General features: G+C 57.1%; 20 protein-coding genes and 1 pseudogene. 8 read left to right on the plus strand and 13 right to left on the minus strand.

Features of this window, described 5'->3' with window-relative positions:
* Positions 1 to 44: 44 nt before the first annotated feature.
* Both BLR08_RS26300 and BLR08_RS26305 read right to left on the minus strand, forming a co-directional pair.
* Positions 45 to 1,265, minus strand: a complete 1,221-nt coding sequence (locus BLR08_RS26300; RefSeq protein WP_072327300.1) for an IS256 family transposase — start codon at positions 1,263 to 1,265, stop codon at positions 45 to 47.
* A gap of 226 nt (positions 1,266 to 1,491) precedes the next feature.
* Positions 1,492 to 1,755, minus strand: a complete 264-nt coding sequence (locus BLR08_RS26305; protein WP_072337226.1) for a hypothetical protein — start codon at positions 1,753 to 1,755, stop codon at positions 1,492 to 1,494.
* A 150-nt stretch (positions 1,756 to 1,905) separates the two neighbouring features.
* Between BLR08_RS26305 and BLR08_RS26310 the strand changes: the two genes are divergently transcribed.
* Positions 1,906 to 3,048, plus strand: a complete 1,143-nt coding sequence (locus BLR08_RS26310; protein ID WP_072337228.1) for a metallophosphoesterase — start codon at positions 1,906 to 1,908, stop codon at positions 3,046 to 3,048.
* 222 nt (positions 3,049 to 3,270) lie between these two features.
* Here BLR08_RS26310 and BLR08_RS26315 read toward each other — a convergent pair whose 3' ends face one another.
* Genes BLR08_RS26315 through BLR08_RS26320 form a run of 3 tightly spaced genes read right to left on the minus strand, consistent with a single transcriptional unit; the run spans position 3,271 to position 5,037 of the window.
* Complete coding sequence (locus BLR08_RS26315; protein ID WP_256257783.1) at positions 3,271 to 4,197, minus strand: MFS transporter; 927 nt, start codon at positions 4,195 to 4,197, stop codon at positions 3,271 to 3,273.
* Entirely contained in the window at positions 4,127 to 4,546 is a 420-nt protein-coding gene (locus BLR08_RS31885) for an MFS transporter (protein ID WP_256257784.1), read from the minus strand. Before BLR08_RS31885 ends, BLR08_RS26315 begins: the two co-directional genes overlap by 71 nt.
* Positions 4,543 to 5,037 carry a MarR family winged helix-turn-helix transcriptional regulator gene (locus tag BLR08_RS26320; RefSeq protein WP_072337230.1) on the minus strand — a complete coding sequence of 165 codons (495 nt, stop codon included), beginning with the start codon at positions 5,035 to 5,037 and terminating at the stop codon, positions 4,543 to 4,545. Before BLR08_RS26320 ends, BLR08_RS31885 begins: the two co-directional genes overlap by 4 nt.
* A gap of 213 nt (positions 5,038 to 5,250) precedes the next feature.
* Here BLR08_RS26320 and BLR08_RS26325 point away from each other — a divergent pair, with 213 nt between their 5' ends.
* Positions 5,251 to 5,478: a 3-dehydroquinate dehydratase gene (locus BLR08_RS26325; protein ID WP_072337232.1), complete on the plus strand. Its 228-nt coding sequence runs from the start codon at positions 5,251 to 5,253 to the stop codon at positions 5,476 to 5,478.
* On the opposite strand, the gene BLR08_RS26330 is transcribed toward BLR08_RS26325, so the two are convergent.
* Positions 5,475 to 6,287 (minus strand): helix-turn-helix domain-containing protein, encoded by an 813-nt coding sequence (locus BLR08_RS26330; protein ID WP_072337234.1) that lies wholly within the window; start codon positions 6,285 to 6,287, stop codon positions 5,475 to 5,477. The two genes, BLR08_RS26325 and BLR08_RS26330, sit on opposite strands and share 4 nt — an antisense overlap.
* Before the next feature lie 140 nt (positions 6,288 to 6,427).
* Between BLR08_RS26330 and BLR08_RS26335 the strand changes: the two genes are divergently transcribed.
* Together BLR08_RS26335 and BLR08_RS26340 are read left to right on the plus strand one after the other, a co-directional pair.
* Entirely contained in the window at positions 6,428 to 7,183 is a 756-nt protein-coding gene (locus BLR08_RS26335; protein ID WP_072337236.1) for a sugar phosphate isomerase/epimerase family protein, read from the plus strand.
* A 37-nt stretch (positions 7,184 to 7,220) separates the two neighbouring features.
* A complete protein-coding gene (locus tag BLR08_RS26340; RefSeq protein WP_072337239.1) occupies positions 7,221 to 8,240 on the plus strand; it encodes a Gfo/Idh/MocA family protein in 1,020 nt (339 codons plus the stop codon).
* Positions 8,241 to 8,630: 390 nt separating this feature from the next.
* On the opposite strand, the gene BLR08_RS26345 is transcribed toward BLR08_RS26340, so the two are convergent.
* The 5 genes from BLR08_RS26345 to BLR08_RS26365 all read right to left on the minus strand — a co-directional run bounded on the left by BLR08_RS26345 (position 8,631) and on the right by BLR08_RS26365 (position 12,358).
* Positions 8,631 to 9,365 carry a nucleotidyltransferase domain-containing protein gene (locus BLR08_RS26345; RefSeq protein WP_072337241.1) on the minus strand — a complete coding sequence of 245 codons (735 nt, stop codon included), beginning with the start codon at positions 9,363 to 9,365 and terminating at the stop codon, positions 8,631 to 8,633.
* 54 nt (positions 9,366 to 9,419) lie between these two features.
* Positions 9,420 to 10,145 (minus strand): class I SAM-dependent methyltransferase, encoded by a 726-nt coding sequence (locus tag BLR08_RS26350; protein WP_072337243.1) that lies wholly within the window; start codon positions 10,143 to 10,145, stop codon positions 9,420 to 9,422.
* Between the two features lie 185 nt (positions 10,146 to 10,330).
* Positions 10,331 to 10,927: a hypothetical protein gene (locus tag BLR08_RS26355; RefSeq protein WP_072337245.1), complete on the minus strand. Its 597-nt coding sequence runs from the start codon at positions 10,925 to 10,927 to the stop codon at positions 10,331 to 10,333.
* A 125-nt stretch (positions 10,928 to 11,052) separates the two neighbouring features.
* Positions 11,053 to 11,463, minus strand: coding sequence for a hypothetical protein (locus tag BLR08_RS26360; protein WP_072337247.1), 411 nt, complete (start codon positions 11,461 to 11,463; stop codon positions 11,053 to 11,055).
* A gap of 94 nt (positions 11,464 to 11,557) precedes the next feature.
* Positions 11,558 to 12,358, minus strand: a complete 801-nt coding sequence (locus tag BLR08_RS26365) for a Cof-type HAD-IIB family hydrolase (RefSeq protein WP_072337250.1) — start codon at positions 12,356 to 12,358, stop codon at positions 11,558 to 11,560.
* Between the two features lie 309 nt (positions 12,359 to 12,667).
* Between BLR08_RS26365 and BLR08_RS26370 the strand changes: the two genes are divergently transcribed.
* A complete protein-coding gene (locus tag BLR08_RS26370; RefSeq protein WP_072337253.1) occupies positions 12,668 to 14,959 on the plus strand; it encodes a family 78 glycoside hydrolase catalytic domain in 2,292 nt (763 codons plus the stop codon).
* A 394-nt stretch (positions 14,960 to 15,353) separates the two neighbouring features.
* Positions 15,354 to 15,951: pseudogene (locus BLR08_RS26375) on the plus strand (YqaA family protein).
* A 23-nt stretch (positions 15,952 to 15,974) separates the two neighbouring features.
* Here BLR08_RS26375 and BLR08_RS26380 read toward each other — a convergent pair.
* Complete coding sequence (locus tag BLR08_RS26380; RefSeq protein WP_256257786.1) at positions 15,975 to 16,544, minus strand: P-loop NTPase family protein; 570 nt, start codon at positions 16,542 to 16,544, stop codon at positions 15,975 to 15,977.
* A gap of 135 nt (positions 16,545 to 16,679) precedes the next feature.
* On the opposite strand from BLR08_RS26380, the gene BLR08_RS26385 reads away from it, so the two are divergent.
* Together BLR08_RS26385 and BLR08_RS26390 are read left to right on the plus strand one after the other, a co-directional pair.
* Positions 16,680 to 17,474 carry a thymidylate synthase gene (locus BLR08_RS26385; protein ID WP_072337256.1) on the plus strand — a complete coding sequence of 265 codons (795 nt, stop codon included), beginning with the start codon at positions 16,680 to 16,682 and terminating at the stop codon, positions 17,472 to 17,474.
* Positions 17,475 to 17,490: 16 nt separating this feature from the next.
* Positions 17,491 to 17,991 (plus strand): dihydrofolate reductase, encoded by a 501-nt coding sequence (locus BLR08_RS26390; RefSeq protein WP_072337258.1) that lies wholly within the window; start codon positions 17,491 to 17,493, stop codon positions 17,989 to 17,991.
* A 77-nt stretch (positions 17,992 to 18,068) separates the two neighbouring features.
* Here the strand turns inward: BLR08_RS26390 and BLR08_RS26395 are convergent, their stop codons facing one another.
* Entirely contained in the window at positions 18,069 to 20,261 is a 2,193-nt protein-coding gene (locus BLR08_RS26395; RefSeq protein ID WP_072337261.1) for an alpha-galactosidase, read from the minus strand.
* Positions 20,262 to 20,273 lie beyond the last annotated feature (12 nt).

Below are 20,273 nucleotides of genomic sequence, written 5' to 3' on the forward strand. Positions count from 1 at the left end.
TGGGTCTGTCAAGAATTTTGTGTAAACCCACCAACAGTGAAGCCTTAACGTAGATGCTGCCCGATGCGATCAGGGAAGAAGACGGAGAGCTGGAGGAGGATTTGGCCCCAGTTCTGGATCCGGCCTGTCCACTTGCGGACAACGTCCATGGTCGCCAGGTAGAGCATTTTGAGAAGGGCATCATCCGTCGGGAAAATGCTCTTGCCCTTGGTGACTTTGCGAAGCTGCCGATGGTAACTCTCGATCATATTCGTCGTATAGATGAGCTTGCGGATCTCCGGCGGATACTTGAAGAAGGTGGCGATTTCCTCCCAGTTGTTTCGCCACGAACGGACGATGAGCGGATACTTGGTCCCCCATGTTTCCTCAAATCGATCAAGCTCTAGAAGCGCAAGCTCTTCCGTGGCGGCCTTGTAGATCGGCTTTAGGTCAGCCGTTACTTTCTTGAGATCCTTGTACGACACATATCGGGTCGAGTTGCGGATCTGGTGGATGATGCACTTCTGGATCTCCGTATTCGGGTAGCAGGCAGAAATCGCCTGGGAGAAGCCGGTGAGGTTGTCCACACAGGCAATGAGAATATCCTGTACGCCGCGATTCTTGAGCTCGTTCAGCACGCTCAGCCAGAACTTGGCCGACTCATTCTCGCCGATCCACATGCCCAGCACGTCCTTGTTCCCGTCCAAATCGATGCCAATGGCCATGTACGCCGCCTTGTTCACGATGGCCCCGTCCTGCTTGACCTTAAAGTGGATGGCATCGAGATAGACGACCGCGTAGACGCCTTGCAGCGGCCGGTTCTGCCATTCCTTGATAAGCGGCAACAGCTTATTCGTGACATTGGAAATGAGCGTCGGCGACACTTCGATCCCGTACAGATTCTGCAGATGATCCTGAATTTCACGGGTACTCACGCCTTTGGCGTACAGGGCTACGATCTGGTCTTCGATGCCCGTCACGTTCGATTGGTGCTTCTTGACCACCAGCGGCTCAAACTCACTCAACCGGTCGCGCGGAACCAAGATCTCCTGCTCGCCGTATTCGCTCATAACCGTTTTCTTGCTCTTGCCGTTACGGCTGTTAGGCGTGGCCTTGGCTCTCGTCTCATGTTTCTCGTAGCCGAGATGCGTATCCATCTCGGCCTCCAGCATCTCCTGGATCGTCTCGGCAAACAGGTCTTTCAGCGCGTTCTGCGCATCCTGTGCCGTTACCAACTTGTTTTCCTTGATGAATGTCCGCAGTTGCTCTTTCGTCCACAATCCCATGTGTACTCCCCAACCTTTCGTCTACTTTCATAGTAAATTGGTTTTGGAGTTTACACAAAAGATTTTACAGACTCGACAGCTTCGCAGACTGTGTGGATGCCATTTAAGTGTGATCTGGCCGAGGTTGACTTTTCCATCGTTTCTCCAGGCAAAGCACAGCAGGCATTGTTCCCGTAGAGCGGGGCAGGGCCTGCTGTCTTGGTGCCGGGCTGGGAATCGGATGCGCCTAGTCGTCCGCTTCATCCAGCGCCTCCCGGAAGCTTAGGACGATATTGTCCACGAATTCATGCAGTGGCGCCAGAGCTTCGATCCGGGGTTGGTCATACAGGTGGTCAGCGGCTAAACGAGTTTGCAGTTGCTGAGCAGCGCTGGCGGCTGAATGCGGCAGCAACTGCGGCTCAGCGCCATCACCTGAATGAGCCTGCGACTCCTCTCCCACACCCGGGGAGGACATAGGGGCATGCGTGTCGCGCGTCGTGCGGTTATCCATGAAACGGCCTCCTCTCTAGGGCTGCGCAAAGTCTGAAAGATGTTAGTACGATGCCCGGCGCGGCATCATTTTACTCGATGGGCTCATTTGTGAGAGAATAGCAGATGAAGTCATCAAGGGAATAAGAATTCATCGAGGAGTCGGATGTCCATGAGAAACCGTATCATGATGATTGCCACGGTACTGCTCGTATTTATCGGGCTAAACACGTATATCGCCTGGAGCGGGTATCGCTACTGGAATGCCGCGCTGCCCGGGGCTGCGGATCTGATCTATTGGATTCTGTATGCTTTGATCGCTTTCGGCTATATCGGCTCGATGCTGCTGCATAAAGTGCTGCCTTACCGGCCGTACAAGCTTCTCAAGACGATAGGCTCCTATGGACTGGGAATTTTTTTCTACGGGCTGCTGCTGACGCCCTTGGCTCATCTGGCGGGTTGGCTGCTCGTACGCGGGGGCATGGACACGGGGAAAGCTATCCTGACCGCAGGTTCGGTAGAATTGGCGGTGCTGGCGCTGCTGTTCCTGCGGGGAACATGGAATGCCTGGAATCCGATCGTTCGCCGCTATGATCTGGAGGTGGCCAAGCATGGAGGCAAGCGGCAGGAGCTGCGGATCGCGGTAGCATCGGATCTTCACTTGGGCACGACGATCGGCAAGCGGCATATCGCCAAGCTGACGAAGCGAGTAGCCGAGCTGGCCCCGGATCTGATTCTGCTGCCCGGCGATGTGCTGGATGACAGCTTCGAGCCCTTCGTCCGCGAAGGAATGGCCGAGGAAATGGGCAAGCTGCAGGCGCCGCTTGGCGTATATGCTGTGCTGGGCAACCATGAGTACATCGGCGGCCATATCGGCGACTATGTCGAGAAGATGCGGGAGATTGGCATCGACGTGCTGCTGGACCGGGTCGAGCTGGTAGACGGGAGCTTTTATGTGGCAGGCCGCAAGGACCATGCGGTCGAACGGTTTATGGGCGAAGGCCGGAAGCCGGTAGGCGTTCTGCTGGCGGAGGCGGACAAGTCCAGGCCGATTATTTTGCTGGATCATCAGCCTCATAAGCTGGGGGCCGCGATGGAAGCGGGCGTCGATCTCATGCTGTCCGGGCATACCCATCGCGGGCAGATGCTGCCGAACCACCTGATTACGCGCCGCCTGTTCGAGCTGGATTGGGGTTACCTGCGCAAAGGTGCCATGCATGCCGTCGTTTCCTCCGGCTTCGGCTTCTGGGGGCCGCCGCTTCGGCTGGGCAGCCGCTCGGAGGTGCTGGATATCCGGATTGCATTCCGGGGATAGCGATGGAGCGGCCGGGCGCAAGAAAATTGATACGGCTATGAGAATAGAAACGCAAGTAGAAACACAAGTAGAAACACAAATAAAAACGCAAATAGCCGAGGACGCTCTCCTCGGCTATTCGTGCGTTTTTTCGCTTCGCGGCCGAGCCGCCCGCAGCCCGAAAACATACCCGCACCGCCACAGGATTCAGGCCGGCGGCTGTGCGGGTATGGCGGCGCGCGCTTATGCGGCGCGCGTAGGCTGGGCCGGATCGTCGGCCGGCACGGGCATCCTCCGGATGCGGAAGATCAGAATGACCGATGCGCATAGCAGGAGACAGCCGGCGCCGCACAGCAGGAAGGCCGCGCTGGCTCCGAACCGGTCGGCGGCCAAGCCGGACAGGAAATTGCCGAGCGGCGTCGATCCGGCGAAGACCAGCGAGTACACGCTCATTACACGGGCTCTGTATTCGTCCTTGGCATGCATTTGCAGGGTCGAATTGCAGTTGGTTGCAAACAAGATGGTGAATACCCCTGTGACAGCCAGACAGACGCCGGCCGCATAGGGCGAGCGCATCAGGCCGAGCAGAAGAAGGCATACCGAGAGCAGCAGCGAGGAGAACAAGATCAGCCGCTGCCGGGGGCCTCCTTTGCTCAGGAAGGACATCGCCATGGCGCCCCCGAAGGAGCCGATCCCGATGCATGACATCAGGATGCCGTACGTTTGCTCCTGCAGATGCAGCACATCCTTGGTCAACACGGGTATGAGCACGCCGAAGTTATAGGCGAGCGTCCCGACGATGGCGACGAGCAGCAGCGTTTGGGACAGCAGCCGGTCGCCTGCGATGTAGACGATGCCGTCTTTGATCTCGTTCAAGAGGCCGGCTCCCTGCTTTTTCTCCCGAACGTAAGGGGTCGCCTGGATGCGCGTCAGCCCGTACAGGACGGCGATGAAGCTCAGGCCGTTCAGCAGAAAGCACCAGCCTGCCCCGAGCAGAGCCATCATCAGCGCGCCAAACGCGGGACCGATGATACGGGCCAGATTGAAGGTGGCCGAGTTCAGCGCGATGGCGTTCATCAGGTCTTCCTTGCCGACGATCTCAATATTGAACGCCTGCCGGGTCGGCATGTCGAACGTATTGGTGATGCCGAGGAGCAGGGCAAGCGTCATGACATAGCCATACCACCGTATCCGTGAATACAAGCAGGGACATCGTCAGCGCCAGACACATCGAGACGGATTGTGTGACGATCAGGATGCGTTTTTTCGGAAATTTATCGATCACGACGCCGGCAAATAGCGAGAAGAGGGTAATAGGCAGAAATTGAACCGTGCCGATCAGTCCGAGCAGCAGGGGCGAGCCCGTCAAGGTGAGCACAAGCCACGCCTGCCCGATGTTTTGCATCCAGGTGCCGATCAGCGAGACGCATTGGCCCATCCAGAAATACCGGTAATTCCGGTGGGTCAGGGCATGAAAGTTATTATGGACCAGCCGGGTCCCGGCGAGCTTGAGGTTCAAGAAGGCTCACCTTCTTTGGACTTTGGTTCCGGAGCGGGCCCATCAGGAGGGGAAGCTTCCTTGGCCAGCCGAGCTGCATTCTCTCCCATACGTTCAAGCAGCGTCCAGACGAGCTCTTTGTCGTTTTCCGACAACCCTTCCGTCAGTAAACTTCTCCAGTCGCTCAGCACGCCGCGAACCTCGTCCTTGATCTCCAGCGCTTTGGGCGTCAAAAAAACGCGGTTGAACCGTTTGTCGCTCTCCCTCGCCTTGCGAACGACATAGCCCTGTTCTTCGAGCTTCTTCAGCGCCTTCGCCGTCGTTCCTTTGTCGATCATCAAATATTCGGCCAGCTCCTCCTGGCTCAGGCCGTCGCCCTTATAGAGCGCATTGAGGAAAATATATTGGCCTCTGCCGATCTCGCGTTCCTTCAGCCGTCCGGCGATGTACATATGTCCTGACCGGTACAGCAGCGAAATCAGCCGTGGAATCGTATACTTGTGCTCGGCCATGCGCGTCCCTCGTTCCTCACTTAAATTAGTTGCAAATGCTACTATTCAAAAGTATACGAAGGAAACGAAGGGAATGCAAACTTTTTTCCAGCGTTTGGTTGCCAAAGTTGTCGCCATTTTGTAATATTATTTTAAGCTTATTTTAATAAAAGTAGATTATGCTAATAGTATAGTAGGTTACGATACAAAAGATAGAATAGGACGGTGTCAGGGATGAAAGTTTTTGTTACGTTTCAGAACAAAGAAGTCCCGGTTTTCGCCGACAGCTTGAATAAGAAGACACTGAAGCTGCTCAAGGCAGCGCTCGACAAAAAGGTGGCAACCGGAAGACATACGCTGCAGAAATGTTTGAAGTCCCTCATCAGCATTGAAGTGATCGGCTGCGAGGCCATTCTGCACTCCCTTAACGAAAAAGACTCATTGGCTTTATCCCTCTACTAGAGGGATTTTTTTTGTAATCCGCGATAACGCCCCGGCGCCACGCCATAAGTTTCCCTGAAAACTCTGTGAAAATAAGAGTAGCCTCCAAAGCCGCAGGTCTGCGCGATCTGATCCAGCGTCATCGACGTATACGTCATCCGCTCCACGGCGGCGGCCAATCTCAGCTCCAGCGCGTATTCCATCATCGTTTTGCCGAAGCATTCCTTGAACAAATGAACAGCCCGCGATACGCTCAGTCCGGCCTGCTCGGCCGCCTCCTCCACCTTGAAGCTGCGAGTAGCATGCTCTTCAATGAATCTTTTCATGCGGACAGCTGCGAACGGCTTGCCCTGCTTGGGCGCCGTTTCGGTGACCGCGCGGTCCAGGTAGAGGCATAATGCCCTCAGCAAATAGTCGGTTAGCTCCGCCGTTTCGCCGCCTGCCGTACGCATATTTTCGAGCAGCAGCTGCTGCCAGAGCGACACCAGCTTCTCATCCAGAACGATCCGGCTGACCGAAGCTCTTTCGCTGCGCCGCCACCAGCTCTCGAGCCACTCGCCTTCGCCGTACAAATAATAGTCGCCGCTAGCGACGGGAACGAGCTGACCGTCCGGGAGCGGCTGTTCCTCCACAAGCAGCGTATACGTATCGCCGGGCTTGATCAGGATCAGATGGCCGGCTTCGATATGTGCCCAGCGGCCGTTGATGCATACCTGGCAGACGCCCTCTGTCTGCAGGCGGAACAGATAATGGGGAGATCCGTTTTTATGATGCATGGTGAAGCGTTCGGAATGAAACGAGTACCCGCAGGTAAGCAGCGTAGCGGACATGACAATTCTCCTTTTGAGCAATTCGCAGCCAAATTGTTGATGTTTTCATTATATCGTTTATATGCAATAAATTCGATTGTTTGTATAGTAGAAGGAGAAATGGCGCATCACATGGAATAAGACAAGGGAGAGTGGATTTCATGAGAAAGATGGGGATTGGCGTTCAGCTGTATACCTTGCGCAATGAAACGGCGGCGGATTTCGAAGGGACGCTTCGCAAGGTGGCGGAACTTGGTTACGAAGGAGTCGAATTCGCCGGATATGGCGGGCTGTCTGCAGAGGATATGAAAGCGCTCTTGCAGGAGCTGAATCTGAAGGTTCCCGGCAGTCATGTCAGTCTGGAGCGTCTGCGCAGCGATCTGCAGGGCGAGATCGATTATATGAAAACGATCGGCGGCGAGACGATTATCGTGCCATGGGCGAAGGCCGAGGATGAGGAAGGCTGGAAGGCGATCATCGCCGAGCTGCAAAGCTTCGGAGAAGAAGTCCGCAAGCAGGGGCTTGGCTTCGGATATCATAACCATGCCTTTGAATTCGAGGGCAAGGTCGGCGAGGCGTTTATTTTCGACGCGATCTTCGAATCGCAGCCTGAGCTGCTGGTCGAGATGGACGCATGCTGGGTGCATCGCGGAGGCCAGGACCCGGTCGCCTATATCCGCAAGTACGCCGGAAGACTGCCGCTTGTTCATGCGAAGGACTACAAGGTGGAGGATAACAACACCGTAACGCTGGAGCTGGGGCAAGGCATCGTAGCCTTGGACGAAGTGATAGCCGCGGCATCCGAAGCCGGGGTACAGTGGCTGATCGTCGAGCAGGACAACTGCCAGAACCCGCCTCTGGAAAGCATCGCGAACAGCCTGAATTGGCTGAAAGAGCATTATCTGCAGCGCGTCTAGAGCTGCGACTATTTAAGGATGAGGAGAGATACGATTCATGACTAAGCTGAAGGTGGCCGTTATCGGCTGCGGCTCCATTGCCAGAGTTCGTCATATCTTTGAATATTCCCTGCTGCCGCAGGTAGAGCTCGTCGCATTCTGCGATCTGAACGAAGAGCGCGCGCAAAAATTTGCCGACCAGTACGGCGGCAAGGTGTATACGGACTACCGCACATTGCTGGCTGAAGTCAAGCCGGATGCGGTCAGCGTGTGTACGCCGAATGCGATTCACGCTGAGGTTACGATCGCGGCTGCCCAAGCCGGCGCGCATGTGCTGGTCGAAAAACCGATGGCGGCTACGACGGCTGAAGCGGATGCGATGATTCAGGCGGCCGAAGCGGCAGGCGTTCATCTGATGGTCGGGCATAACCAGCGTTTGATGCCTCCTCATGTGAAGGCGAAGGAAATCCTCGAGAGCGGACGGCTTGGCAAGGTGTTGACCTTCCGCACGTCCTTCGGTCATCCGGGTCCCGAAGGCTGGAGCGTGGACGGACGGGAGAGCTGGTTTTTCCGGAAGCCGGAAGCGGTCATGGGCGCGATGGGCGACCTGGGCGTGCATAAGTCCGACCTGATCCGCTGGCTGCTGGCCGATGAGGTTGCCGACGTAGCGGCCTTCGTTGAGACCCGCCACAAGGAAGGCACGGATGTGGACGACAACGCCACTTGCATTTTGCGGATGAAAAGCGGCGCGATCGGCACGCTGGTTGCGAGCTGGACGTATTATAAGGGCGAGGACAACAGCACGGTGCTCTGGTGCGAGAACGGCGTTATGAAGATCGGCACCGATCCGCAGGATCAAGTGATCGTAGAGCTGCGCGACGGCACGGTGGAGAAGTATAATGTCGGCGGCATCTCGACCAATGAGAAGCAGCTGACGAGCGGCGTCATCCGCGAATTCGTCGAAGGCATCCTGACAGGCACGCCTCCGCGTATTTCCGGGGAGGAAGGCAAACGCTCCCTGCACGTTATATTGGCTGCATTTGAATCGCAGGATACAGGGAAAGTTATTTCCTTGTAACGGTCCGGCGGACTCTGACATACAAGTAAACAAGCTGCATCGGGCTCGCGGAAGCGGGGCGGTGCAGCTTGTTTGGCGTATGGACGCAGACTCAGAAGGACGGAAAGCGCTGTGGATGAATAGACGGAGGGATGCGGACATATAATCAGAATTGTGTGAATTGTGGATAAATTTCTACAAATTCAGTGGATAACCTGGATAAAATTTGATAATCGCGGGATGAAAACCAGAATTGGAGGATTAGTGAGCGGAATTGTGGATAAAGCTGTTGAAAATGTGAATAACATGTGTGTAATGTTCGATTATCTGTGTGTGAATTGTGGATAAAATTCTGAAACACAGTTTGGTTAAATGGCCGGATCGGTCTTACGCCCTGCTTAGCCCTTATGCTTAACCTCGTCCGAAGAAATCTTCTTCCGCCTCTTGTCCTTCGGCATAACCTTCCGTCAGCGGGCCGCCATAAGGCGCGAGCCATTCTTCGGCAAGCGTCAGCAGCTGCGATTTATGATAATTCCGGTAAAAGGCCTCAAGCGCCGCAACAAGTTTGCCGCTTGCGCCGGCATCGCAGTCGCGGAGGCTGCGTACCAGCCATTTGCCTTCGCCAAGCCAGCAGCACCGGGTCCGCAGAGCGAACACGGCGAGCTGACGGCCCAAGTCGGCGGCAATAAACATGCACTCTGCGCGATCCTCCGCACCGGTCAGATCGGCAGCCAGCTCGCTCAGCTCATAGCGGGCTTTATCGAGCTCCCGGATGTCCCAAGGAGGCGGACCTGCGGCAAGGGCGCTCCGGGCTTCCTCCAAGATGTCGCTGATGGCGGCTTGCCCGTGCAGCGGCACGCCGCAAGCGCACATCCGCAGCAGCGAAGGGATGGCGCTTTCGATCGCAACGTCGAAGAAGTACCGGTACGATTCGCGCGTTAGCACGAATACCTCAATGATCCAGCCGAAGTCGCGGTAGGTCCGGCGGAACGGACCATCCTGCGATTCGTCGAAGATAACCAGGTCCAGATCCGATGCCTCCGTTGCTCCGCCTTGGGCGACGCTGCCGGCCAGCAGCGCTCCATCGCAAAGAGGAAAATGGGTCTGAACGAACCGCTTTGCCGCTTCTTCCCCGGCTAATCTCATCACCATGCCTCCTTCGCCCCGACAAGCTTTTGCCTTCACGATAAAGTTATGCGGTCAACCCTTGACCGCACAAATCAGCGCATAACCAAGCTCGGTTTGATGCTGTTGAATCAATTCATCGTGACGCAGCGAAATTTCCCATAACGCAGGGTCCAGGAAGGCGGAGCCGTCTGTAATTTGCTGTAGATCGGGATGCTTGATCTGATCTTCGCCCAGATGCTCATCGAACAAGGACCGCTCGAGAATCTCGTAGCGGGCAAATCTGGTTGCCGCGAGAGCCTCCAGCCAGCCATCTTCCGTATACAGGCGGTCGAAGCCGAAAAATTCGCTTAAGTCCTGGCGGGATGGCTCCGGCATATGCGGCAGCGCAATGACTTCGCGGTCATACAGCTTTCCCCCGGCGCGCAGCACCCGGTAATATTCCCCCAGCGCATCCGGTATGGGAGCGAAGTTGGTGACCGATTCGGCGAGTATGACATCGAAGGAATCCGCTGCGAAAGGAAGTGCGGTAATGCTGCCCTCCACCCACTCGATGTCCAACTGCTCCGCGGCCGATCGCTTGGCCGCTTTGCCCAGCATCTCGCTGCGCAGATCAAGTCCCGTGACCCGATACCCCAGGCGGGCCAGATAGCAGGCCGTTCTTCCCGTACCGCAGCCTACTTCCAGTATCCGTCCGCCTGCAGGCAGCGGGTAGCGCTCGAATTGGGTCAAGGTTGCCGCGAAGCCGCCCGGATGGGCGCTGCCGATCCCCAGGCGCGTCAGCATATCCAAATATCGCATCGTTGTCCCCCTCATCCATATGCATGTGTCTATGTATACTATGAGCGGAAGGATAAAAGGATATGGTCTGCTGTCCCGGGCCGGGTCATTTTCCTTAGAAAGACATGCTGGCGGCTGCCTTCCCCGGAACCGGGACTTGCAAGACGCGCCTGCTCCCTGAGACTGAAACTCTGGAGGTATGCGGCTTAAGAGCAGAAGAAGGAATCGATCCTCCGCAGATCAAGCCCGAAGAAAATCCAATAGCCGAAAGGACCGACCCCGAACCAGCGGAAGCCCGATATCGAGTTGGGGCCGACAAAGGTCAAGTAAATCCAATACTGATCCCCGTTCTGCTGCCATATATAGACGAAGCGGAACAGACATCTTCGGATACTGCCCGGATCAACGGCGAACAGCTGAGGATTTTTTTTCGGGATAAAGGATGGGGGACCTGATTGCGGAGCGCCGCTCGGCCCGCCTGGCCCGCCCGGTCCACCCGGCCATCCGGGTCCGCCGCCTGGCCCGCCCGGTCCGCCCGGCCATCCGGGTCCGCCGCCTGGCCCGCCCGGTCCGCCCGGCCATCCGGGTCCGCCGCCTGGCCCACCTGGCCCGCCTGGCCACCCCGGCCCGCCGCCCGGCCACCCGGGTCCGCCGCCCGGCCCGCCCGGTCCGCCCGGCCATCCGGGTCCGCCGCCCGGCCCGCCCGGCAATACGCCCGGCCCCGGGAAGGTCCCTGAGCCGCCCGGCAGCCCGGGGATTAGCCCACGCTGTGCAGGGACATCATTCGGATCAAAATTCGCCATATAACCTCTCCTCTTCAGGGCAAGATGGTTGGTATTGCGCATAGGCTTATGCCAAGACACCCTAACCAACTATATGTAAGCCGCGGAAAAAGCTGAACAAAAAAAAGAAGAGGCTTGCCCGCGGCTCACCTCTTTTTTCCTGCGTTTATGGCTTCGATCGCATTGCCCGGTCCGTAACCAGGCTGCCTGTAGTCGGGATGCCGGAGCTTTTCCAGAATGCCCATCTCCTCGATATGCTTGCGCGTTTCGGGAGTGCCCAGCTCATAAATTTCCGTATAAACCCGGCCTATATGATCGTTATACCGGTTAGTTGCTTCATCATGATCCGCGGATTTGTAAGGCACGGGACCGCGGGCGAAAGTCTTCTCCTCACGATGCTCCTGCTCCCGGATCAGCTCGCCCAACTCGGCAATTTCCTCGGGCGTTGCTTCGACGACCAGCTCCGTTACCGAAGCGGGCGGACCGGAATTCGGGTACTGCTCCAGCTCGATAATCGTGCGGTTTGCCACAGATACGGCATATTTCGATTTTGGCATCCCATCGCCTCCATCCTGTAGGGTTGTACAGGTTTTTAACCGGAAGCGGACGGCCTGAAACTCGGCGGGAGCAAGAGGAGGCATGGAGATTCGTTTAGATCGTCTGTAAAATAAACTTGTCTACCACATGCTTGACGCCGTCTTCGTTATTGCTCAGCGTGACATAGTCGGCGATGGCCTTCAGCGAATCGACGGCATTGGCCATCGCGACTCCAAGCCCGGCCGTCTCCAGCAGCTCGTGATCGTTCCAGCTGTCGCCGACGGCGATCACCTGATCCAGCTTGAAGCCGAAATGCTGAGCCAGATGGGCCAAAGCATGACCCTTCGTGCCCTCCACATGCATGATCTCCAGGAAGTGGGGCTTCGACTTCGTGATATGGACCTCGGTGCCAAGCATGCCCCGCAGCTCCGCGGCCACCCGGTCCAGCTTGTCCGGGTCGTCGATCAGCAGCAGCTTGAGCGAAGGCGTTTCGGCAAGTGTTGCGAAGTCGGGCCTGACGAGATAAGGGATACCCGAGAGGGCGGCGTAAGCCTCAGCTTTCTCATTGCTTTCCTGCACGTACAGTTGATCGTCGATGTAGGTTTGCAGATGCAGCTTATGGGTTGCGCAGTAGGCAAATATAGCGCGCGCCGCGGTTAAAGGGACATAACGCTCGTACAGCACTGTTCCGTCAAGCGAGTTTTTCACCAGCGAGCCCTGGTAGGTGATCAGCGGCACATTCAAGCCGAGCTGTGCGGCCAGGTTGCGCGCCGAAGCATACATGCGCCCCGTGGCGAGCGTCACGACGACATCCCGCTCCAGCGCGGCCTCCAGGGCCAGCCGGGTTCCCTCGGTCACCTGCTTCTCATCGTTGATCAATGTGTCGTCAATATCAATAGCGAGCATCTTGTACATCTTGTCTCCACTCCCGTACGTCAAATTGCTCTCATTATATGCCGCCTGCGCGCGGATAGCAATCCGTTAAATTCAGACTGGGCGGTTTGCCTGTAAAATTCCCGCTTCTCGCGCACCGCACAATTTTTGCAATCCGCGGCCTGCGGATGCGTGCCCGCGCCGCGGCTGCAAAAGATGTGGGCCTGAGAAAAATGTGGCTTGTGGACAGCAGCCCCGTGCTTTAGCATGGGTGTAGGTGCAGGTCAATGTCTGTTTGACGCCCGCTCCAAGTCAAGCCCGATAGAGCGGCAATAGGAGGAGAGCGAATTTATGGAAAAAAATTGGCAGGCGAGCTGGATCCGGCATCCCGATTTTGAATGCACGGTCCCGCTGGCGATGCTGCACAAGGAAATGGCCGTTAAGCCGGATAGTTTGCATCCTCCGAAGCTCAGAAATCATCATGCGCTGTTTCGCCGAAGCGTGGATTTGTCCGCTGCGAACCTCCAGGGAGAGGTATGGCTGGATATAAGCGCCGACGATTACTACAAGCTGCATATCAATGGCACCTTTGTCGCCCAGGGACCCGCGCAGGGATATCCGTTTCATTATTACTACAACCGGCTTGATATTCGTACGTACGTCCGGGCCGGTACCAATGTGATTGCCGTCCATGTGTACTACCAGGGCTTGGTGAACCGGGCCTATAACAGCGGAGATCTGCGCCAGGGGCTGATCGCGGAGCTGTGGGCGGCGGAAGCGGGGACCGCGCGGGATGCGATTCTGCTGGCGGCAACAGATGCGGGCTGGAGCTGCGTGCGTACGCTGGAATACGGGAGCTGGGAAGCGCCTGCAACCGGCTACGACACTCAATATCTGGAGCATGCGGACAGCCGTCTTGCTTATCGCGGCTGGCGCAGCCCCGGGTTCGACGATACGGGCTGGCAAGCGGCCGCCGAGCAGAATCCGGCGGAAGCGGGGTACGTGTTAAAGGTACAGCCTACGCCGCCCGTCGAGGTATATCGGAAGGACCCGGCTGCCGTGCGGCTGATCGGGCCGGGCCATTATGCGATCGACTTCGGCGAGGAGATCACCGGGCAATTCACGATGAAGGCTCAGGGCGAAGCCGGCGATGTGATCGAAATTTTTTGCGGCGAGGAACTGAACGGAGCGTGGCCGGCCGGGGACCGGCAGGATGAAAGCGGGAAGGGCGCGGCCGAAGAGCAGGGGATGGAGATTCTTGTCCGCTATGATATGCGCTGCAACTGCAGCTATCGCGAGCGGTGGACGCTGTCCGGCGAGGAGGATGTGCTGGAGCTGTTTGAATACAAGGCATTCCGTTACGTGGAAGTGATCGGGCCGCCCCGGGCGCTGGATGAAAGGCATTTTGCCGCGGTCGTACGCCATTATCCGCTGATAGACGGGACAGCCGGCCGCTTCCGCTCGGATGACGGTTTGCTTGACGGCATCTGGGATATTTGCGCCCGGGCTGTCCGAAACTGCGCTCAGGAGTCCTATGTGGATTGCCCAAGCAGAGAGAAGGGGCAGTATCTCGGCGACAATACGGTCATCGGCCATTCTCACTTGTATGTAAGCGGCGACCCGCGAATGGTGAAGAAGGCTCTTCGCGACTTTGCGCTCAGCACAGCGGTTTGTCCGGGGATGATGGCGGTTGCGCCGGGTAATTTCATGCAGGAGATCGCGGATTTTTCCTGCCAGTGGCCGATGCAGCTGCTAACGTATTACCGGCATACGGGCGATCTGGCGTTTCTGCGGGAGATGCTGCCCTATGCCGACGGCATCGTTGCTTATTTTCGCCAATTTTCCCGTTCTGACTGCTTGCTGGAGAATGTGAAGGAGAAATGGAATCTGGTGGACTGGCCCGAGAACCTGCGGGACGGCTATGACTTCCCGCTGACGCGGCCGGTCGGAAACGGCTGTCATCAGGTGATCAACGCCTTGTTCTACGGCTGCGTGAAGACGGGGCAGCAGATCAAGGACGTGCTGGGCATTCCTTATGAAGACGAGCTCCCGGCGCTGCGATCGGCGTTCGCCGCCGCCTTCTATCGGCCGGACACCCGCTTGTTCGCCGATAGCGAGCATAGCGGCCACAGCTCTCTGCATGCCTGCGTATTCCCGCTGCTGTTCGATCTGGCTCCGGCGGAAGCCGTGCCCGCGCTGGTCGCCGAGATCCGCCGCAAACGGTTCAGCTGCGGCGTATACATGGCCTATTTTGTACTGAAGGCATTGGCCCATGCAGGCGAACACGCACTAGCATACGAGCTGATAACCGGAGAGGACGAGCGTTCCTGGAGCCAAATGCTGCGGGAGGGGGCAACGAGCTGCTTTGAGGCGTGGGGCAAGGAGCAGAAGTGGAATACAAGCCTGTGTCATGCTTGGGGCAGCGCGCCCATCCCTGTGCTGATCGAAGATATTATCGGGTTGAAGCCGGCGGAGCCCGGCTGGAAGGACGTTTTCTTTGAGCCGCGGCTGCCTGCGGATATGCAGCCGTTCGCGCTAAGCATCTCCGTACCGAGCGGGATCGTGGAGGTTCGCTATGACGGGACGGGAGCGGCTCCAGAGCTGCTGCTTCCCCCGGGCGTTGCGCAGCGTATGGGCCGCTAAAATAAGGAGCGGACAATGAAGCGACTGCGCGTAATCGAGCGGCTTGCCCGGGAGCGGGCTGTCCGCCGTGCGAGGAAGCATGTATCCGCTCTGCACATACGTTCCCCAAAATCACAAAACCGCCGATTCATCTCCTCCCTAGAGAGCTAGAGAGGAAGGAGTATTTTCGGCTTTTAAGATAAAATTGCCGAAAAACACGGCAAAAATGACGCTCCAGTTCGAGGACCCGGCAAGCCCAACACCGCAAGCCAGCGGCAAGGCTCTGCCGCCGTCATCCATGCCCGGACCTAGGTCCAGCCAGAAACTAAACCTGCGGTCGTTACTCCGTCTTTCCACATCTGCTAATCTGGTATAAGGCCGATTGTATGCGGAAATGAGGAGGAAATGCGAAGAAATGGAAACTGTAATTGAGTTTTTACGGAGCTTCGGGGCGGCGGGATTGTTCATTCACGCCATGATCGATGCGATTATTTTTCCTGTGCCGGCTTTTTTCCTTCAGCTGTCTTTGAGCGCGATGCAGCCGGAGAATGCTCTATGGCTGGCTACTGCCGGCTATGCCGGATGTCTGGCGGGAACGCCTGTGGGCTACGCTATTGGAAGGGTATCGGGCAATCTCCTTGCTTAGCAGATGGATGAGCAAGAAATGGCTGGACTCCGCCACGGCGATGTTTCGCCGCCATGGAGAAGCTGCTATCCTCTTCGGGTCGTTCACGCCGATTCCGTTCAAGCTGTTCACCATTATGTCCGGCTGTATGAACTATCCGTTATGGAAGCTGCTCGGGTACGCCGCAATCGGGCGTGCGGTCAAGTTTTATATCGTTGGTCTGTTGTTCTATATGTACGGCCGCGCGGCCGAGCATATGGTGGACCAGGTGCTCGCTACAACGCTGCTGGCCGCTGGCGTGCTGATCGCCGCTTGCTGGCTGCTGATCCGGCGGCTGGGAGGAAGAAGGAAGCAAGTGAAGGCGGAGGCGGAAGGAGATACGAAGTAGACTGGTCTATTCCCAATCAACGATCAGTCAGATTGTTTAGCGGGATAACGCAGCTGCGCTGCAAAACTCATATCCTTGCTATCATATAGCCTGATCATTTTTTCCTCGTATAGGTGCAGCCGTGATTCGAAATCCGCTCGATTTTCTTCAAACTCTCGCGTCCATTGATACATCAAGCGGAGCATCTCCCTGTCAGGCTGATAGCCACATTTTTCGAGACCAAGATTTTGCTTGATGAACCGGGTGAAAATTCGTATTTTCCTTTTCCACAGCGGCGTATCCAGAAAGATGATGGTGTCGGCCATGTCGAATAAGCAACGATAGGACGCCCGGTCTGTCCCCTCGAATATCCATTCTCCGTTTTTATCAATATGCTGAATCACCTCGACTTGCTCGTCTGCGGTTCGTTTGCGCCTCCCGGTCGCCGTTTGATGATGAACGATAGCATCCAGCTCGTACCACGGAATATGTAAGGCTTCCGACAGCCGCTTGGCAAGGGTTGTCTTTCCGCTGGCTACAATGCCAATGATGAATATTTTTCGCAAGCTGGCTACACCTCCCTGCATCGATATGGAAATCAGGCCGGATTTCATAAGTATAAGGCATCCCCAAGGACTTCCGTAAGGGGGTTAATCATTCAGGTAGTTAAAAACCGGAACTCATTATATAATGATACATATTCATTCATCGCTCCGGCGAATAAAGGAACTCAAGAGGTGAACAATGAAATGAAAGCATATTTGGATCTGCTTCACGATGTACTGGAGAATGGCGTTCGCAAGGAAGACCGGACGGGCACGGGCACGGTTTCTGTGTTTGGGAGGCAGATGAGAGTCAATCTGGCGGAAGGATTCCCCCTGCTGACGACCAAAAAGCTGCATATCAAATCCATTGTTCATGAGCTGCTTTGGTTTCTGAGCGGCAGCACGAACGTGAGCTATCTTCAGGAAAATGGTGTAAAAATCTGGAATGAGTGGGCCGACGAGGACGGCAATCTCGGACGCGTCTACGGCGCTCAGTGGCGTACCTGGCTGGGCCCGAACGGACAAGTCGTCGACCAGATCGATCAGGTGATCCGTCAGATTAAAACGAGTCCCGATTCGCGGCGGCATCTGGTCAGCGCGTGGAATCCGGCTGAGGTGGACGGAATGGCGCTGCCGCCGTGTCACTATGCCTTCCAATTTTATGTGGCCGACGGGCGGTTATCGTGCATGTTCCAGATGCGTTCGGTCGATACGTTCCTGGGCCTTCCTTTCAACCTGGCTTCGTACGCGCTGCTGACTCATATGGTTGCCCAGCAGGCGGGGCTGGAAGTGGGCGACTTGATCTGGACCGGCGGCGATGTGCACATTTACTTGAACCATCTGGAACAGGTGAAGCTTCAGATGACGCGCGAGCCTTACCCACTGCCGACGCTGACAATTAAGCGCAAGCCCGATTCGATCTTCGATTACCGGTACGAGGATTTCGAATTCACAGGCTATCAGTCTCATCCCGGCATCAAGGCGCCGATCGCAGTCTAGGGAGGTACATCACATCATGACGATTTCTTATATTTTGGCGATGGACGAAAATCGGGGCATCGGCTACGAAAATAAGCTGCCTTGGCGTCTGCCTGCGGATTTGCAATTTTTCAAGCGGACGACGATGGGAGCAACCATTCTGATGGGGCGCAAAACGTATGATTCCATCGGCAAGCCGCTTCCGGGACGTACGAATGTCGTGCTGACACGGGATGAGCAATTTCAGGCGGAAGGCTGCCGCGTGGTGCGCTCGGTCGCCGAGGCGGCCGAAACGTACGGGCGGGGCGGGGAGAAGGCGGACGAGGAGCTGTTTGTGATCGGCGGCGCCGAAGTATTCAGACTGCTGCTTCCTTATACCGACCGGCTGTATATCACCGAAATCCGGCATGTGTTCCCGGCCGATACGTATTTTCCGGAGCTGGAGCCGGGCGAATGGCGGGAAGTGTCCCGGGTGCCGGGCGTGCGCGACGAGAAGAACCCGTACGATTACGACTTCGTGCAGTATGAGCGGAGCTAAAGAAGGCCATGAGCAGGGAGCCGTTGTCGATAAACGGCTCCCTGTTCGCGTCTGGCCGGGCAAGCGACCTTGAAGCTTTATGAGTAGAAGGCATAATGATACAAGGCGAATGTAAAGGGAGCGGGGCGCGTAAACGTATAGGCTCCCCGTTCATCGGGACGCAGCTGCAGCGGGGCGAAGGCCGCTCCTTCCGGCCTCGGCCGTACGAGCCGGTCCCGCTCATCCATCTGCAGGAGCGGAGTGCATAGCAGCTCCCCGTAGGGCTGGCTCGAGCCGCCGGCGTCAGGGCCGCTGGCGAGACCGGGGACAAACAGCTCATAGCTGCAAGTCTCGGATGGATGGCGTTCCCGGATAATAAGCAGATATCCCGACCGGTCGCTTACGATACTCTGCATGCCGGTCCAGCCTGTGCCCGTAGGCTCTTCGCCGATCGGCACAATATGACCGGACAACAGATCGGAGTGATACGGCTTCACATCCTGTATGGCCAGGCGCAGCTGCTCGAAGGGAGCGGACGGCAGGCCGGTCAGCTCCATCCAGGCCAGCGGATTCGCAAACAGCGCAGCGGCGAAGGCGTACAGCAGGCCGGATGCGCCAGGGGCCAGCGGATCGCCTTGATACAGCTCGGCGTTTCTGTACACGTTCAGAAACTCCAGCTGCAGCTTTTGGGCGGGCACATAGGGCGCCAGACTCCACAAATTCCGCAGCGTCCAGTGCGGATAATAGTTGCCCCAGTCGGTATACCGGTTCTCGAGAAACAACGTGCCGAACTGATTCCTGCCGAAATACCCTAGCCGGACCTGGGAAGTGGCGTCCAGATTAAAGGTCACTCGCCCCCCCGTCGCTTCGACGACTGTTCGCATCATGCGGACGAATCGCGTTTCGCCCCGTTTGGATGCCAGATTGACCCCATCCAGCTTGAAATAACAAATGCCGTACTTGCGGTGCAAATCAAGGATCACGGCCGCATCCTTCTCCCAATGGGCAAAGTCCTGCGAGGAATCGGGCGAAAACCACAAGCCGAGCCGGACGCCAAGGCTGTCCGCAAGCTCCGACACGGGCTTCAGCCCGCGCGGGAAACGGTCCGGATGCACGGACCAGAAGTCGCTGCCTTCCTCGTAATAATCGCTCCATCGTCCTCCGGCAACGACCGAATTGGCCGTGGCTCCTTTCTGCCAGCCGTCGTCAATCTGGTAAATATCGATCCCGAGCCGTGCCGCGGCAAGAAGCTCCTGCTCCAGAAACGTCTCGGTCACCCGTCCGTCTCTTGACCGGTCGCCCCACGTATTGCTCATGATGTAATAATCCCGATCCGGCTGATACCGGTAAATGGCTCGATGGTAGTCGTGCAGCGCGGCATAAGCCCCATAACGGCTTCCGCCAAAGACCGCGATAGCGCTGCCGTAAGCATGCATCCATTCCTCCGGCTGCAGATCGTCGGCGCTTAGACCCGAACCGGATGTAAACAAGCGGCGCCCGCTGAAGCGGTAATCCTCGCCCATATCCTGAAGGTGGGCGAGCGGAGTAGGCCCTTCCTTCAAGGCAATCAGTCCGCCGGGCCGGACGGTTCTGCTGAGCAGAGCGATATTGCCCCGCAAGCTTCTTCGCTCGTTGGGGTACAGCAGCCCCTTATCCGTGCTGACCAGATTATTATTCGTATCGGTCACATCCCGGAAGCTGACCGTTTCCCAGCGGCAGTGCAGCTCGGCCAGCTCCATCGCGTCCACATAATCGGGCGGAGCGGCTGCACGCTGCTTGTTGTTGTCGTCGAGCCGGTAGTCCGGCGATCCCGGGACCGGAACGCGCGAAGCGACAGTCTCGTTTGAGGCCGGCGGCCAAATAACCTGAGGTCCGTCCGCTGTCTCGGATATAGGCACGGACGAAGAAGCCAGCACGAGCAGCTCATGCCTCATGAAGGCGGAGTCCGGATACAATCGGGTCAGGCAGCGAACCGTTCTCTGGGCGGAGCTGTAGTGAAAATCGACGGCTACGCTCAGATAAGGGGCCGACAGCCCGGCGTCGTCCCCCTTCATGCAGGCCGCCTTGATCCATTCGGCGCCGCCTGTGTCGCCCAGGCAGGCCAATCGGAACATCGGCAAACGGCTTGAGGGCTCGATCCATTCCTCGCCTGTCCGCTTATCGAGGATCGAGACGGTGATCGGCGTTCCGGACGACAAATCCCACACCCTCTCCAGCCGTGCATTGCCGACATGCAGGTTGACGCCCTTGATCCCCGCGTAGCAATCCTTCCATTCCCCAAGCATACGCATCCCTTGTCCCTC

Source organism: Paenibacillus sp. cl123 (genome assembly GCF_900101595.1).
Lineage (GTDB): Bacteria > Bacillota > Bacilli > Paenibacillales > NBRC-103111 > Paenibacillus_G.

Bases quoted from the DNA above. Each gene is read 5' to 3' on its own strand.
- BLR08_RS26300 (WP_072327300.1), bottom strand. From the start codon at position 1,265: ATGGGATTGTGGACGAAAGAGCAACTGCGGACATTCATCAAGGAAAAC.
- BLR08_RS26305 (WP_072337226.1), bottom strand. From the start codon at position 1,755: ATGGATAACCGCACGACGCGCGACACGCATGCCCCTATGTCCTCCCCG.
- BLR08_RS26310 (WP_072337228.1), top strand. From the start codon at position 1,906: ATGAGAAACCGTATCATGATGATTGCCACGGTACTGCTCGTATTTATC.
- BLR08_RS26315 (WP_256257783.1), bottom strand. From the start codon at position 4,197: ATGACGCTTGCCCTGCTCCTCGGCATCACCAATACGTTCGACATGCCG.
- BLR08_RS26320 (WP_072337230.1), bottom strand. From the start codon at position 5,037: ATGGCCGAGCACAAGTATACGATTCCACGGCTGATTTCGCTGCTGTAC.
- BLR08_RS26325 (WP_072337232.1), top strand. From the start codon at position 5,251: ATGAAAGTTTTTGTTACGTTTCAGAACAAAGAAGTCCCGGTTTTCGCC.
- BLR08_RS26330 (WP_072337234.1), bottom strand. From the start codon at position 6,287: ATGTCCGCTACGCTGCTTACCTGCGGGTACTCGTTTCATTCCGAACGC.
- BLR08_RS26335 (WP_072337236.1), top strand. From the start codon at position 6,428: ATGAGAAAGATGGGGATTGGCGTTCAGCTGTATACCTTGCGCAATGAA.
- BLR08_RS26340 (WP_072337239.1), top strand. From the start codon at position 7,221: ATGACTAAGCTGAAGGTGGCCGTTATCGGCTGCGGCTCCATTGCCAGA.
- BLR08_RS26345 (WP_072337241.1), bottom strand. From the start codon at position 9,365: ATGAGATTAGCCGGGGAAGAAGCGGCAAAGCGGTTCGTTCAGACCCAT.
- BLR08_RS26350 (WP_072337243.1), bottom strand. From the start codon at position 10,145: ATGCGATATTTGGATATGCTGACGCGCCTGGGGATCGGCAGCGCCCAT.
- BLR08_RS26355 (WP_072337245.1), bottom strand. From the start codon at position 10,927: ATGGCGAATTTTGATCCGAATGATGTCCCTGCACAGCGTGGGCTAATC.
- BLR08_RS26360 (WP_072337247.1), bottom strand. From the start codon at position 11,463: ATGCCAAAATCGAAATATGCCGTATCTGTGGCAAACCGCACGATTATC.
- BLR08_RS26365 (WP_072337250.1), bottom strand. From the start codon at position 12,358: ATGTACAAGATGCTCGCTATTGATATTGACGACACATTGATCAACGAT.
- BLR08_RS26370 (WP_072337253.1), top strand. From the start codon at position 12,668: ATGGAAAAAAATTGGCAGGCGAGCTGGATCCGGCATCCCGATTTTGAA.
- BLR08_RS26380 (WP_256257786.1), bottom strand. From the start codon at position 16,544: ATGAAATCCGGCCTGATTTCCATATCGATGCAGGGAGGTGTAGCCAGC.
- BLR08_RS26385 (WP_072337256.1), top strand. From the start codon at position 16,680: ATGAAAGCATATTTGGATCTGCTTCACGATGTACTGGAGAATGGCGTT.
- BLR08_RS26390 (WP_072337258.1), top strand. From the start codon at position 17,491: ATGACGATTTCTTATATTTTGGCGATGGACGAAAATCGGGGCATCGGC.
- BLR08_RS26395 (WP_072337261.1), bottom strand. From the start codon at position 20,261: ATGCGTATGCTTGGGGAATGGAAGGATTGCTACGCGGGGATCAAGGGC.